The organism is Streptomyces sp. BA2 (assembly GCF_009769735.1).
GTDB lineage: Bacteria > Actinomycetota > Actinomycetes > Streptomycetales > Streptomycetaceae > Streptomyces.
In genome coordinates this window covers 2,793,601-2,807,271 of the sequence record NZ_WSRO01000002.1, presented here as the reverse complement: position 1 = coordinate 2,807,271, position 13,671 = coordinate 2,793,601, and the positions used below count along the sequence as shown (strand labels likewise).

Below are 13,671 nucleotides of genomic sequence, written 5' to 3'. Positions count from 1 at the left end.
TAACAGGGGAGAGGGAACCGCGAACATGAGCGTGGTCTGGCAGGTGCTTTACATCGCGCTGATGTGCTTCCTCATCGTGCTGATCTTCCGGTTGGTCATGGACTACGTCTTCCAGTTCGCCCGCTCATGGCAACCCGGCAAGGCGATGGTGGTCATTTTGGAGGCCACCTACACTGTCACTGATCCACCGCTCAAGCTTCTGCGGCGGTTCATCCCGCCGCTGCGTCTCGGGGGCGTGGCGCTCGACCTGTCCTTCTTCGTACTGATGATCATCGTCTACATCCTGATCACCGTCGTCAGGTCGGTGTCTGTGTGAACGATACGGTCTTGCCGAATGCCGACGACTACGTTGAGGTGAAGAGATGCCGTTGACCCCCGAGGACGTGCGGAACAAGCAGTTCACGACCGTCCGCCTCCGAGAAGGCTATGACGAGGACGAGGTCGATGCCTTCCTCGATGAGGTCGAAGCCGAACTGACTCGCTTGCTCCGCGAGAACGAGGACCTGCGCGCCAAACTGGCCGCAGCCACCCGCGCCGCTGCGCAGAACCAGCAGCAGGGCGGCATGCGCAAGCCTCCGGAACCGCAGGACCAGCGCGGTCCCGGCGCCCCGGTGCCCGCCGCAATATCAGGTCCGCAGCCGGTGCCGCCGCAGCAGCACCCGCAGCACCAGCAGATGGGCGGTCCGCCGCAGCTGCCCGGTGGTGCGCCGCAGCTGCCCGCGGGCCCCAGCGGCCACGGCCAGCAGCACCAGCAGGGTGGCCCGCAGGGTCCCGGCCCGATGGGTCAGGGTGGCCCGATGGGCGGCCCCATGGGTGGTCCCATGGGCGGCCACGGTCCGCAGATGCCCCAGCCCGGTCAGGGCCCCGGTGGCGACAGCGCCGCGCGCGTGCTCTCCCTCGCCCAGCAGACCGCGGACCAGGCGATCGCGGAGGCCCGTTCCGAGGCCAACAAGATCGTCGGCGAGGCCCGTTCGCGCGCCGAGGGCCTCGAGCGTGACGCCCGTGCCAAGGCCGACGCCCTGGAGCGGGACGCGCAGGAGAAGCACCGCGTCGCGATGGGCTCCCTGGAGTCCGCACGCGCCACGCTGGAGCGCAAGGTCGAGGACCTGCGCGGCTTCGAGCGCGAGTACCGCACGCGTCTGAAGTCCTACCTGGAGTCGCAGCTCCGTCAGCTGGAGACCCAGGCCGACGACTCGCTGGCCCCGCCGCGGACCCCGGCGACTGCTTCCCTTCCGCCGTCCCCGGCGCCTTCCATGGCACCGGCCGGCGCGGGCGCCCCGTCGTACGGCGGTCAGCAGTCGATGGGCGGCAACCAGCAGAACGCCGGTCCGTCCTACGGCGGCCAGCAGCAGATGTCGCCGGCGATGACCCAGCCGATGGCGCCCGTGCGGCCGCAGGCCCCGCAGCCCATGCAGCAGGCTCCGTCGCCGATGCGTGGCTTCCTCATCGACGAGGACGACAACTGACGGCCGTTTCCACGCCTTAGGCGTCGGCAGCGTTCAGGGCGAGGCCCCCGGATCTTCTGGGGGCCTCGCCCTTTTGTGTGCCTGCTTGCGGGTGCTTGCCGGCGGGTACACGCCGGCGGGTGCTTGCAGAAACGTTCATCTGTGCGTGGGCACACAACGCCGAAGGCCCGGTCCCGCCAAGATCTTTGGCGGGACCGGGCCTTCGTGGCTACCCGGTTCGGCTATGCCTTGCGGAGGCGGAACGTCAGGGACAGGGACTCGTCCGTGAACGTCTCGCCGTACGCGTCGTCGGCCTCGCCCTGCTGGAAGTCCGTGGCGAGGACCTCGTCCGCGATGAGGCCGTCGTGGTCGGACAGGGCCGTGATCACGGCCGGGTCCGTGGAGGTCCAGCGCAGGGCGATCCGGTCCGCGACGTCCAGGCCGCTGTTCTTGCGGGCCTCCTGGATCAGGCGGATCGCGTCACGGGCAAGGCCTGCCCGGCGCAGCTCCTCCGTGATCTCCAGGTCGAGGGCGACCGTGGCACCGGAGTCGGACGCCACCGACCAGCCCTCGCGCGGGGTCTCCGTGATGATGACCTCGTCCGGGGCCAGCGTCACCGTCTCGCCGTCGACCTCGACCGAAGCCGTGCCCTCGCGCAGGGCCAGGGACAGCGCGGCCGCGTCGGCGTCGGCGACGGCCTTGGCGACCGCCTGGACGCCCTTGCCGAACCGCTTGCCCAGCGCGCGGAAGTTGGCCTTCGCGGTCGTGTCGACCAGTGAGCCGCCGACCTCGGAGAGCGACGCGAGCGAGGAGACATTGAGCTCCTCGGTGATCTGGGCGTGCAGTTCGGGGTTGAGCGACTCGAAGCCCGTGGCCGCGATCAGCGCGCGCGACAGCGGCTGACGGGTCTTGACGCCCGACTCCGCGCGCGTGGCGCGGCCCAGCTCCACCAGGCGGCGCACGAGGACCATCTGCTTCGACAGGTCCGGGTCGATCGCCGACAGATCGGCCTCGGGCCAGGACGTCAGGTGGACCGACTCCGGGGCGTCCGGAGCGACCGGCACCACCAGGTCCTGCCAGACGCGCTCCGTGATGAACGGCGTCAGCGGGGCCATCAGGCGGGTGACCGTCTCCAGGACCTCGTGCAGGGTGCGCAGCGCCGCCTTGTCGCCCTGCCAGAAGCGGCGGCGCGAACGGCGTACGTACCAGTTGGAGAGGTTGTCGACGAACGTGGACAGGAGCTTGCCCGCGCGCTGGGTGTCGTAGCCCTCCAGGGCCTGGGTGACCTGGTCGGTGAGCGCGTGCAGCTCGCTGAGCAGCCAGCGGTCCAGGAGCGGGCGGTCGGCGGGCGCCGGGTCGGCGTCGCTGGGGGCCCACTTCGACGTACGGGCGTACAGGGCCTGGAAGGCGACCGTGTTCCAGTACGTGAGGAGCGTCTTGCGGACGACCTCCTGGATGGTGCCGTGACCCACGCGGCGCGCCGCCCACGGGGAGCCGCCGGCCGCCATGAACCAGCGCACCGCGTCGGCGCCGTGCTGGTCCATGAGCGGGATCGGCTGGAGGATGTTGCCCAGGTGCTTGGACATCTTGCGGCCGTCCTCGGCGAGGATGTGGCCGAGGCACACGACGTTCTCGTACGAGGACTTGTCGAAGACCAGGGTGCCCACCGCCATGAGCGTGTAGAACCAGCCGCGGGTCTGGTCGATGGCCTCCGAGATGAACTGCGCCGGGTACCGGCTCTCGAAGAGCTCCTTGTTCTTGTACGGGTATCCCCACTGCGCGAACGGCATCGAACCGGAGTCGTACCAGGCGTCGATGACCTCGGGGACGCGCGTCGCGGTCTCCTGGCAGGTCGGGCAGGGGAAGGTGACCGCGTCGATGTACGGGCGGTGCGGGTCGAGTTCCGACTGGTCGGTGCCCGTCAGGTCGGAGAGCTCGGCGCGCGAGCCCACGCACGTCAAGTGGCCTTCCTCGCAGCGCCAGATGGGCAGCGGGGTGCCCCAGTAGCGGTTGCGGGACAGCGCCCAGTCGACGTTGTTGTTCAGCCAGTCGCCGAAGCGGCCGTGCTTGACCGAGTCGGGGAACCAGTTGGTCTTCTCGTTCTCCTGGAGGAGACGGTCCTTGATGGCCGTGGTGCGGATGTACCAGGACGGCTGCGCGTAGTACAGGAGCGCCGTGTGGCAGCGCCAGCAGTGCGGGTAGCTGTGCTCGTACGGGATGTGCTTGAAGAGCAGACCGCGGTCCTGGAGGTCCTCGGTGAGCTTTTCGTCGGCCTTCTTGAAGAAGACACCGCCTACGAGCGGGACGTCCTCCTCGAAGGTGCCGTCGGGGCGCACCGGGTTCACGACCGGGAGGCCGTACGAGCGGCAGACCTTGAGGTCGTCCTCACCGAAGGCGGGGGACTGGTGGACCAGACCGGTGCCGTCCTCGGTGGTCACGTAGTCGGCGTTGACCACGAAGTGGGCCGGAGCCGGGAACTCGACCAGCTCGAAGGGGCGTTGGTAGTTCCAGCGCTCCATCTCGGCGCCGGTGAACTTCTGCCCGGTGACCTCCCAGCCCTCGCCGAGTGCCTTCTCGACGAGCGGCTCGGCGACCACGAGCTTCTCTTCACCGTTCGACGCGACGACGTACGTGACGTCCGGGTGCGCGGCGACCGCCGTGTTGGAGACGAGGGTCCACGGAGTGGTCGTCCACACCAGGAGGGCCGCCTCGCCCGCCAGCGGGCCGCCGGTGAGCGGGAAGCGGACGAAGACGGACGGGTCGACGACCGTCTCGTACCCCTGCGCAAGCTCGTGGTCGGAGAGGCCGGTGCCGCAGCGCGGGCACCAAGGGGCGACGCGGTGGTCCTGGACCAGGAGGTCCTTGTTGAAGATCTCCTTCAGGGACCACCAGACCGACTCGATGTACTCGGGGTTCATCGTGCGGTATGCGCCGTCGAGGTCGGTCCAGTAGCCCATGCGGGTCGTGAGGTCGGCGAAGGCGTCGGTGTGCCGGGTCACGGACTCGCGGCACTTGGCGTTGAACTCGGCGATGCCGTACGCCTCGATGTCCTTCTTGCCGTTGAACCCGAGCTCCTTCTCGACCGCGAGCTCGACCGGGAGGCCGTGGCAGTCCCAGCCGGCCTTGCGGGCGACGTGGTAGCCCCGCATGGTGCGGAAGCGCGGGAAGACGTCCTTGAAGACGCGGGCCTCGATGTGGTGGGCGCCCGGCATGCCGTTGGCGGTGGGCGGGCCCTCGTAGAAGACCCACTCGGGGCGGCCCTCGGACTGTTCGAGGCTCTTGGCGAAGATCTTCTGCTCGCGCCAGAAGTCGAGCACGGCGTGCTCAAGGGCGGGCAGGTCGACCTGGGCGGGCACCTGGCGGTACTGCGGCTGCGTGTTCAACGCGCTTCCTCCGGCGGACGATTCCGTTCCGTCGGAGGGACGAGAGCCGCTTGTCGCGCTCCCGCGGTACCACCCTCCTTGGCCTTCCCCACGCGTGTGGCGCTCGGGAAAGCCCCCTCATTGGGGTCGCGATGCCGGGTCTACTGGCCTCTGCCTGGGCTTCGGCTTTCTTCCGGCGGCTCCGGGGTGATCTTCGCGTCGTGCCTGCCCCCGGGCTCACACCGTCCCCGGGTCGCTCATGGCCGCGTACGCCGCTACTCGTCCCCATCCACGCTTCTCGCTCCGCCCAGTGTACGGGGCCGGGGCGGACCCGGCCGACCGGTTATCGCGGGCCTCCGGGCGGGCCGGGGGCTTCAGGCGTGCTGGGGGATCTCGTCGCGGAGGGAGTCGCGGACCATCTTCCGCAGCTCCGGGCTGTCGGTGTGCCCGTGGACGGACACGGCGTGCTCGCTGGCGGCGCGGACCACTTCTTCCTCTTCGCCGGAGATGGCGAGGGTGCAGTTGGTCTCGCTCGGGAATTCTCGGCAGTCGGCTGTCTTGCGCATGGCGCACCTTCTTCTGTCATGCACCAGTTTATGCCTGTTTCCGGCCTCGGAACGGGCTCGGGCGCGGTGCGCTCGAGGCCGCCGGGACTGACCCGAATGGCGACATGCGGAGCGTCCGCGTCCTGGCCCGTCGTACCGGGCGGATTACCCGGCTGCGAGCTGGGCACAACGCATGCATGCTCGCAGCGCGGCACCCGTGGGGCGGGCGCATCAGGCGGCGTGCCCCGTTGCCGCGGACCCTGAGTCGATTTATCGTCCCAGCACGATTGCGCGAGCAAGATCACAAAATGTGAAGGGGCCGCGGCCATGGTGGCGAAGAAGACCGCCGTACAGCATTCGGCGTCGGGCAGATCCACGGGCGCGGCCACGAAGAAGACCGCCGCCAAGAAGGCCGTGGTGAAGAAGGCAGCCGCGAAGAAGGCCGTCGCCAAGAAGGCGGTCGCCAAGGTCGCCGACATCGGTAAGAAGACAGCGGCCGGGACCGGGGAGGGCGCGGCCAAGGAGCCCTCCCCGGCGAAGAAGAAGGCTCCCGCGGCGAAGAAAGCCCCCGCGGCGAAGAAGGCCCCCGCGGCCAAGAAGACAGCTGCCAAGAAGAGCACGGCCAGGAAGAGCACGGCCAAGAAGACGGCTGCGACAGCGGCCGAGGGTGCGGCTCAGGCCGCGGAGACGACGGGAGCCACGACAGTGGTCACGAAGAAGACTCCGGGCACGGCGACGGCAGCCAAGAAGCCGACGGCGGTGCCCAAGGCGCGTATCGCGGCGGCGGAACCCGGTGAGCTCGCGGTCCGCCCCGGTGAGGACCCCTGGACCCCGGAGGAGGTCGAGGAGGCCCGCGCGGACCTCCAGAGCGAGGCACTGCGGCTGGGCAGCGAGATCACCTCCTCCGAGGACGCCCTTGCGGGTCTGATGCGCGACTCCGGTGACGGTGCCGGCGACGACGACGCGGACACCGGCACGAAGAACATCACGCGGGAACATGAGATGTCGCTGGCCGCCAACGCGCGCGAAATGCTCATCCAGACCGAGCGCGCCCTGGAGCGGCTGGACGCCGGGACGTACGGCGTCTGCGAGAACTGCGGCAATCCCATCGGCAAGGCGCGGATGCAGGCCTTCCCCCGCGCGACCCTGTGCATGGACTGCAAGCAGAAGCAGGAACGGCGCTACTGAACACGGCCTGACCACCTGGTGCCGTACGTGTGTGCCGTACCCTCGTCCCCAGTCAGGTACCTAGGTTGAGGGACTCACGTGGCAGAGGCGGAGCGCATCATCGGTACGCCGGATATCCCTGAGGCTGCTGGGCAGGACGAGGCCGGGGGCGAGACGGCCTCGCCGGACGAGAAGCCGGGCAAGGGCAAGCGCAAGATCCTCGTCCTGTTCGCGGTGGCCGTGCTGGCGTATGCCCTGGACCTCGTCAGCAAGATGATCGTTGTCGCGAAGCTCGAGCACCACGAGCCGATCGAGATCATCGGGGACTGGCTCCAGTTCAACGCCATCCGGAACGCGGGCGCCGCCTTCGGGATCGGCGAGGCCTTCACCGTGATCTTCACCTGCATCGCGGCGGCCGTGATCGTGGTGATCGCCCGCCTCGCCCGCAAGCTCTACAGCATGCCGTGGGCCATCGCCCTCGGCATGCTGCTCGGCGGCGCCCTGGGGAACCTCACCGACCGGATCTTCCGCGCCCCCGGCGTGTTCGAGGGAGCGGTGGTCGACTTCATCGCACCGAAGGGCTTCGCGGTGTTCAACCTCGCGGACTCGGCCATCGTGTGCGGTGGCTTCCTGATCGTGATCCTGTCCTTCCGCGGCCTGGACCCGGACGGGACCGTCCACAAGGACTGAGGTCCTGAGGGGTCCTGCGGGGTCCGGCGGGGTCCTGCGGTGCGGGAGTGTCAGTGCGCTCCTGCATACTCAATGGGTGAGCACGATTCCCGAGATCCGTACCCTGCCCGTGCCGGACGGCCTGGAGGGCGAGCGCGTCGACGCCGCCATCTCTCGCATGTTCGGTTTTTCCCGCACGAAGGCCGCCGAGCTGGCGGCGGCAGGCAAGGTGATGGTCGACGGCAGCGTGGTCGGCAAGTCCGAGCGTGTGCACGGCGGCGCCTGGCTGGAGGTGGAGATGCCGCAGGCGCCCGCTCCGGTGCAGATCGTCGCCGAGCCCGTCGAGGGCATGGAGATCATCCATGACGACGACGACATCCTCGTGATCGTCAAGCCGGTGGGCGTGGCCGCGCATCCGAGCCCCGGCTGGAGCGGCACCACGGTGATCGGCGGCCTCGCGGCGGCCGGGTATCGCATCTCGACCTCCGGCGCCGCCGAGCGTCAGGGCATCGTGCACCGCCTCGACGTGGGCACCTCCGGCCTGATGGTGGTCGCCAAGTCGGAGCGCGCGTACACCTCCCTGAAGCGGCAGTTCAAGGAGCGCACGGTCGACAAGCGCTACAACGCCCTTGTGCAGGGTCACCCCGACCCGATGAGCGGCACGATCGACGCCCCCATCGGCCGCCACCCGAATCACGACTACAAGTGGGCGGTCACGGCCGAGGGCAAGCCCTCCGTCACGCACTACGACCTCATCGAGGCGTTCCGGGCGGCCTCGCTGCTCGACATCAAGCTGGAGACGGGGCGCACGCACCAGATCCGCGTGCACATGGCGGCCCACCGCCACCCGTGCGTGGGCGACCTGACGTACGGCGCGGACCCGACGTTCGCCAAGCGGCTCGGCCTCACGCGCCAGTGGCTGCACGCGGTGCGGCTCGGCTTCGAGCACCCCGGTGACGGGCAGTGGGTGGAGTTCGAGAGCACCTATCCGGACGACCTCCAGCAGGCTCTCGACCGGGTGCGGGCAGAGAGCGAATGAGCGCCGGGGTCATCTGCCGGGTCGCGGTCGAGACCGACGACCTGGAGGCCTGCTTCGCGGTCCGCAAGGAAGTCTTCGTCGTGGAGCAGCAGGTCCCCGAGGACCTTGAGTACGACGCGTACGACGCCGAAGCGGTGCATGTCCTCGCGGTCCGCGAGGACGGGCTTCCGCTGGGCACGGGCCGTCTGCTCACCGGCGCGGCGGCCGCGGCCAAGAACGGCGGCGACGCCGAGGTGGGCGCGCTCGGCCGCCTCGCGGTGACCCAGGCCGCGCGCGGACTCGGTGTGGGCGCGGCCCTGGTGCGGGCGATCGAGGACACGGCACGCGCGCGTGGCCTCACCGCGGTCGACCTGCACGCGCAGACGCATGCCCTGGGGTTCTACGAACGGCTGGGATACGAGGTCTACGGCCCCGAGTTCCCGGACGCGGGGATTCCGCACCGGGCGATGCGGAAGGCGCTGGACTAGCGGCGCCACCGGCATTGGCCCGGTTCGGGGGGAACGCGTGGCAGGGTTGAGGTCTTGATCGTCCGAGACTCGAACCGCCTCGAAACCGCCGGAGGGCGCACCGTGGACCAGCTGGCGCTGCTGCTCATTCTGTTGCTCGGTGCCGTGGTGACGGTGCCGCTGGGGGAGCGGCTCGGGCTGCCCGCGCCCGTGCTCATGACACTGGCCGGGATCGTGCTCGCCTTCGTCAGCTGGGTACCGAACGTCGAGATCCCGCCCGACTACATCCTTCCGCTGGTCCTTCCGCCCTTGCTGTACGCGGCCGTCCAGCGCACCTCCTGGCGGCAGTTCACGGCCAACAGACGCCCCATCTTCCTGCTCGCCGTGGCCCTCGTCTTCGTGACGACCGCCGCGGTCGCCGCCATCGCGAACTCGGTCGTTCCCGGCCTTCCGATCGCCGCGGCCGTGGCGCTCGGCGCCCTCGTGGCGCCGCCCGACCCGGTCGCGGCGACCGCCGTCGCCGGGTCGCTCGGGCTGCCGCGGCGGCTCGTGTCGATCCTGGAGGGGGAGGGGCTCTTCAACGACGTCACGGCGATCGTGCTCTACCACGTGGCGATCGCGGCGGCGATCAGCGGAACGTTCTCATGGCCGTCGGCGGTGGGGCAGCTGGTGCTCTCCGGGGTGGTCGCCGTCGCCGTGGGGTTCGCGCTCGGCTGGCTCACCAACAAGCTCATGGGGGTGCTCGGCGAGGCCACCCTGCAGACCGGCCTGACGCTGCTCGTGCCCTTCGTGAGCTACGTGCTCGCCGAGGAGCTGCTTGGCTCCGGCGTGCTCGCCGTACTGACCACCGCGCTCTATCTGGCGGAGCACGGCGCCGACGCCGACGACGTGCTCGGCCGGATCACCGGGCAGACGTTCTGGCAGATCGTCGACACCCTGGTCACCGGTGTCGCCTTCGGGCTCATCGGGCTCGAACTGCACAACGTCTTCGGCACGGCGAACGGCCGCGAGCTGCAGATGATCGGCTGGGGCGCGGCGGTCGTCGCGGTCGTCGTCGGCGTACGACTGCTGTGGCTGCTGCCCGCGACCTGGCTCGCCAAGCGGCTGCACAAGCTGCGGGACTACGACGAGGACATCCCGACGACCTGGCGCGAGACCGTCGTCATGTGGTGGTCCGGGATGCGCGGTGTGGCATCGGTCGCCCTCGCCCTCGCCATTCCGCTCAAGACGGAGAACGGCGATCCCTTCCCGGCCCGCGACGAGATCATCTTCATCGCCTTCTGCGTGATCATGGCCACCCTCGTCGTCCAGGGGCTCACCCTGCCCTGGCTGGTGAAGAAGCTCGGGGTGCGGGCGGACACCGACGCCGAGCGGGCCGTCGAGCGTGACCTCGCCATCCGGGCGGCCAAGGCGGCCAAGCGCCGCCTCAAGGAGATCGAAGAGGTCGAGGAGCTGCCGGAGGACCTCTCGGAGCGGCTGCTGCGCGGGGCCTTCGACATCGGGGCCAGGATCAGCCCCGACATCGTCGACGACGAACGGCGCGAGCGGTACTCCAAGCGCGCCGACCGTCTCAAGGCGGTCCAGCGCATCCAGCGCGACATGATGTCGGCCGCCCGCCACGAGATCCTCGCCGCGCGCAGCGAACCCGGCGCCGATCCGGAGATCGTCGACCGGGTCCTGCACCAACTCGACGTACGCAGCCTGCGGTCCTGAGGGAGGCCCGAGGGCTCAGCCCCGGCCCGTGCGGGGCACTATCGGCGGGGGCGGATGCGGGCCGTCGTCGTCGGGCGGCAGTTCGGCCCAGGCCGTGCTGACCTTCGGCAGCGCGTACGCGTGGTGCTCGGTCAGCCAGCGGACCAGGTGCTCGCGCACCGTGACCCGCACCGTCCAGATGTCGTCGGCGTCCTTGGCGGTGACCAGGGCGCGGACCTGGATCGTGTTCGGTGTCGTGTCCGTGACCGCGAGGCCCCAGTCCCTGCCGTCCCAGGCGGCGCACTCGCGCAGGATGTCCTGGAGCTTCTCGCGCATCTCGGTGATGGGCGCCGAGTGGTCCAGCTGGAAGAAGACCGTGCCGGTCATCTGGGCGCCGCCGCGCGACCAGTTCTCGAAGGGCTTCGACACGAAGTACGACACCGGCATCGTGATCCGGCGCTCGTCCCAGGTCCGTACGGCCAGGAAGGTCAGAGTGATCTCGTCGATCGTGCCCCACTCGCCGTCCACGACGACCGTGTCGCCGATCCGCACCATGTCACCGAAGGCGATCTGCAGCCCGGCGAAGAGATTCGCCAGCGTGGACTGGGCGGCGACGCCCGCGACGATGCCGAGTACACCGGCCGACGCGAGCAGCGACGTCCCGGCCGCCTGCATGGCGGGGAAGGTGAGCAGCATCGCTCCGACGGCCACGACACCGACGATCGCGGTGACCACCCGCTGGATGAGGGTGACCTGCGTACGCACCCTTCGGACGCGTGCCGGATCGCGATGGGCGTTTGCGTACTGGGCGTAGGTGGCCTCGACGACGGCGGTCGCGATGCGGACGAGGAGCCAGGCCACCGACCCGATGAGCACCAGGGTCAGGGTCTGCGCGATTCCCGCCGCATGGTCCTTGCCGATCTCCGCTTGTTCGAAGGAGCCGCGCAACAAGGCGGCGCACAGGGAAAGTTGCAGGGGCAGTCGGCAGCGGCGCAGCAGACCCCACAGCGGGGTGTCGGGGTGGCGGTCATCGGCCCGGCGCAGCAGCACATCGGCCAGCCAAACCACGGCCAGCGTGAGCACGACCGAGCCGCCGACCACGATCAACGGACGCAGTACGTTCTCCATGCCCCCGAGGGTAGGTGGCACGATGGCCTCATGAACATCATGCTTTTCCACTCGACGTACGGGCTGCGGCCCGCGGTGCACGCGGCGGCCGACCGGCTGCGCGCGGAGGGACACGAGGTGTGGACGCCCGACCTCTTCGACGGGCGCACCTTCGACACCGTCGAGGAAGGCATGGCCTTCAAGGACGAGCTCGGCAAGGACGAGCTCCTGAAGCGGGCGATTCTGGCCTCCGCGCCCTACTCCGAGCGGGGTCTTGTCTACGCCGGCTTCTCGCTCGGCGCCGCCACCGCGCAGACCCTCGCCCTCGGCGACGACAAGGCGCGCGGGCTGCTGCTCCTGCACGGCACGTCCGACATCGCGGAGAACACGACGGTGGACGAGCTGCCGGTGCAGCTGCACGTCGCCGAGCCCGACCCGTTCGAGACGGACGACTGGCTGAGCGCGTGGTACCTGCAGATGGGGCGCGCGGGCGCCGACGTCGAGGTCTACCGCTACGCCGGAGCCGGCCACCTCTACACCGACCCCGACCTGGACGACTACGACGCCGAGGCGGCGGAGGCGACGTGGCGGACGGCGATCGGCTTCCTGGAGACGCTCGGCGAGTAGGGCTCACGCGCGCGTGCAGCGGCCCACCGGGGCGCTCGCGGGCGGCTTGCACTGCAGGCCGTAGTCGCCGCCGCTGGAGCTGAGATACCGCCCGACGCATTCGTTGCCGGTGGTCCTGCCGCGCTCCTCGCAGAACCGCAGGGCGGCCCGGCCGTCCGCGAAGGGTCCGGGAGCGTAGATCACCCAGAAGCCCGGCCGCAGCGAGGCGTAGTCGTCGCTGCGCAGGTACTGCGCCTCCGGCACGTCCTTGCGCACGGCCGCGAGCCGGCGGTCGCGGGCACCGGCTCCTGTGCCGACGGGCTCGGAGAACAGCTGGGCGATCCAGCTGCCCGACGCGGGTGGCGTCGCCGATGCCGATGCCGATGCCGACGTTGACGCCGACGGCGATGCCGACGGCGTGGTCGGATCGGGGCTTTCGCTCCGGGTGGGGCTCTTGCTCTGGGTGGGGCTCTTGCGCTGAGTGGGGCTCTTGCTCCGGGTGGGGCTTTCGGACTGGGTGGGGTTTTTGGACTCCTCCCCGTCCGTACCGCCCCCGCCCCGCAGCGCGAGCACCAGCGCGGCACCGGCCACCATGGCGAGCGCCACGGCAATCACCGCGACCATCACCGGCGTACGTCTTCGGGGCTCGGCGGAGGGCGATCCCACCGTGACGGGCGGGCCCACCGTGACCGCCGGGCGCTCCGACGTCTCCGTCGGCTGCCACGCGATGCCGTTCGCCACCGCGGCGAGCATCGCGTCCAGGCGCTCCGCGTCCGGGCGCAGTGCCGGGTCCCGCACCAGGAGGGCGCTCAGGACCGGGGCGAGCGGCCCGGAGCGCACAGGCGGCGGCACAGGGTCGTCGAGCACGGCGGCGAGCGTGGCCAGCGTCGAGGAGCGGCGCAGCGGGCTCACGCCCTCCACGGCGACGTAGAGGACGAGGCCGAGCGACCAGAGGTCGGCCGCCGGGCCCTCATCCGTGCCGCGGATGCGCTCGGGCGCGATGAACTCCGGCGAGCCGATCAGGTCGCCGGTCGCGGTGAGCTGCGTGGAGCCCCGCAGCGAGGCGATGCCGAAGTCGGTGAGGACCACGGAGACGCCTGTGCCGGGGGCCTCGTCCCGCAGCAGTACGTTCGCGGGCTTCACATCCCGGTGCAGGATGCCCGCCGCGTGGGCGACGCGCAGCGCCGAGAGCAGCTCACGGCCGATGCGCGCGGCCTCGTGCGGCGGCAACGTGCCCTGCTCCAGGAGATCCTGGAGCGTGCGCCCCGGCAGCAGCTCCATCACCAGCCAGGGGTGCGGGTCCGTGTCCACGATGTGATGGATCGTCACCACATGCGGGTGGTTGAGCCGGGCGAGCGCCCTGGCCTCGCGCAGCACCCGCTCCCGCAGGACGCGCGACTCCTCGTCCGTCAGCTCCCGCCCCGCGGGCCGCACTTCCTTGACGGCCACCTCGCGGTGCAGCACGGTGTCGCGTGCCCGCCACACCGTGCCCATGCCGCCGCTGCCGAGCCGCTCCAAGAGCTCGAAGCGTCCGTCCACCACGTCCCCCTGGCCGCTCATGTCCCCAGCGTAGAGGGCGCCACCGACACGCGT

At 70.3% G+C, this 13,671-nt stretch carries 12 protein-coding genes; 8 read left to right on the top strand and 4 right to left on the bottom strand.

Annotation, left to right across the window (positions count from 1 at the left end):
- Nucleotides 1-25: 25 nt before the first annotated feature.
- Both E5671_RS15335 and E5671_RS15330 read left to right on the top strand, forming a co-directional pair.
- Nucleotides 26-316 (top strand): YggT family protein, encoded by a 291-nt coding sequence (locus tag E5671_RS15335; protein ID WP_160504525.1) that lies wholly within the window; start codon nt 26-28, stop codon nt 314-316.
- A gap of 46 nt (nt 317-362) precedes the next feature.
- Entirely contained in the window at nt 363-1,466 is a 1,104-nt protein-coding gene (locus E5671_RS15330; protein ID WP_160504524.1) for a DivIVA domain-containing protein, read from the top strand.
- A gap of 221 nt (nt 1,467-1,687) precedes the next feature.
- Here E5671_RS15330 and ileS read toward each other — a convergent pair whose 3' ends face one another.
- Entirely contained in the window at nt 1,688-4,828 is a 3,141-nt protein-coding gene (ileS, locus tag E5671_RS15325; RefSeq protein ID WP_160504523.1) for an isoleucine--tRNA ligase, read from the bottom strand.
- A gap of 353 nt (nt 4,829-5,181) precedes the next feature.
- Entirely contained in the window at nt 5,182-5,373 is a 192-nt protein-coding gene (locus tag E5671_RS15320; protein WP_160504522.1) for a DUF1059 domain-containing protein, read from the bottom strand.
- A gap of 306 nt (nt 5,374-5,679) precedes the next feature.
- Between E5671_RS15320 and E5671_RS15310 the strand changes: the two genes are divergently transcribed.
- The 5 genes from E5671_RS15310 (at nt 5,680) to E5671_RS15290 (ending at nt 10,386) form a co-directional block, all read left to right on the top strand.
- Nucleotides 5,680-6,540: a TraR/DksA family transcriptional regulator gene (locus E5671_RS15310; protein ID WP_160504521.1), complete on the top strand. Its 861-nt coding sequence runs from the start codon at nt 5,680-5,682 to the stop codon at nt 6,538-6,540.
- 78 nt (nt 6,541-6,618) lie between these two features.
- A complete protein-coding gene (gene lspA / locus E5671_RS15305; RefSeq protein ID WP_160504520.1) occupies nt 6,619-7,209 on the top strand; it encodes a signal peptidase II in 591 nt (196 codons plus the stop codon).
- Nucleotides 7,210-7,285: 76 nt separating this feature from the next.
- A complete protein-coding gene (locus tag E5671_RS15300; RefSeq protein WP_160504519.1) occupies nt 7,286-8,227 on the top strand; it encodes an RluA family pseudouridine synthase in 942 nt (313 codons plus the stop codon).
- Entirely contained in the window at nt 8,224-8,694 is a 471-nt protein-coding gene (locus tag E5671_RS15295; protein ID WP_160504518.1) for a GNAT family N-acetyltransferase, read from the top strand. Before E5671_RS15300 ends, E5671_RS15295 begins: the two co-directional genes overlap by 4 nt.
- A gap of 102 nt (nt 8,695-8,796) precedes the next feature.
- On the top strand, nt 8,797-10,386 hold the full coding sequence (locus tag E5671_RS15290; RefSeq protein ID WP_160510206.1) for a Na+/H+ antiporter: 1,590 nt from the start codon (nt 8,797-8,799) through the stop codon (nt 10,384-10,386).
- A 15-nt stretch (nt 10,387-10,401) separates the two neighbouring features.
- On the opposite strand, the gene E5671_RS15285 is transcribed toward E5671_RS15290, so the two are convergent.
- Nucleotides 10,402-11,493: a mechanosensitive ion channel family protein gene (locus tag E5671_RS15285; protein ID WP_160504517.1), complete on the bottom strand. Its 1,092-nt coding sequence runs from the start codon at nt 11,491-11,493 to the stop codon at nt 10,402-10,404.
- Between the two features lie 30 nt (nt 11,494-11,523).
- On the opposite strand from E5671_RS15285, the gene E5671_RS15280 reads away from it, so the two are divergent.
- Nucleotides 11,524-12,099, top strand: a complete 576-nt coding sequence (locus tag E5671_RS15280; RefSeq protein ID WP_160504516.1) for a dienelactone hydrolase family protein — start codon at nt 11,524-11,526, stop codon at nt 12,097-12,099.
- Between the two features lie 3 nt (nt 12,100-12,102).
- Here E5671_RS15280 and E5671_RS15275 read toward each other — a convergent pair whose 3' ends face one another.
- A complete protein-coding gene (locus E5671_RS15275; protein ID WP_160504515.1) occupies nt 12,103-13,638 on the bottom strand; it encodes a serine/threonine-protein kinase in 1,536 nt (511 codons plus the stop codon).
- Nucleotides 13,639-13,671: the final 33 nt, after the last annotated feature.

Bases quoted from the DNA above. Each gene is read 5' to 3' on its own strand.
- E5671_RS15335 (WP_160504525.1), top strand. From the start codon at position 26: ATGAGCGTGGTCTGGCAGGTGCTTTACATCGCGCTGATGTGCTTCCTC.
- E5671_RS15330 (WP_160504524.1), top strand. From the start codon at position 363: ATGCCGTTGACCCCCGAGGACGTGCGGAACAAGCAGTTCACGACCGTC.
- E5671_RS15320 (WP_160504522.1), bottom strand. From the start codon at position 5,373: ATGCGCAAGACAGCCGACTGCCGAGAATTCCCGAGCGAGACCAACTGC.
- E5671_RS15310 (WP_160504521.1), top strand. From the start codon at position 5,680: ATGGTGGCGAAGAAGACCGCCGTACAGCATTCGGCGTCGGGCAGATCC.
- E5671_RS15295 (WP_160504518.1), top strand. From the start codon at position 8,224: ATGAGCGCCGGGGTCATCTGCCGGGTCGCGGTCGAGACCGACGACCTG.
- E5671_RS15285 (WP_160504517.1), bottom strand. From the start codon at position 11,493: ATGGAGAACGTACTGCGTCCGTTGATCGTGGTCGGCGGCTCGGTCGTG.
- E5671_RS15280 (WP_160504516.1), top strand. From the start codon at position 11,524: ATGAACATCATGCTTTTCCACTCGACGTACGGGCTGCGGCCCGCGGTG.
- E5671_RS15275 (WP_160504515.1), bottom strand. From the start codon at position 13,638: ATGAGCGGCCAGGGGGACGTGGTGGACGGACGCTTCGAGCTCTTGGAG.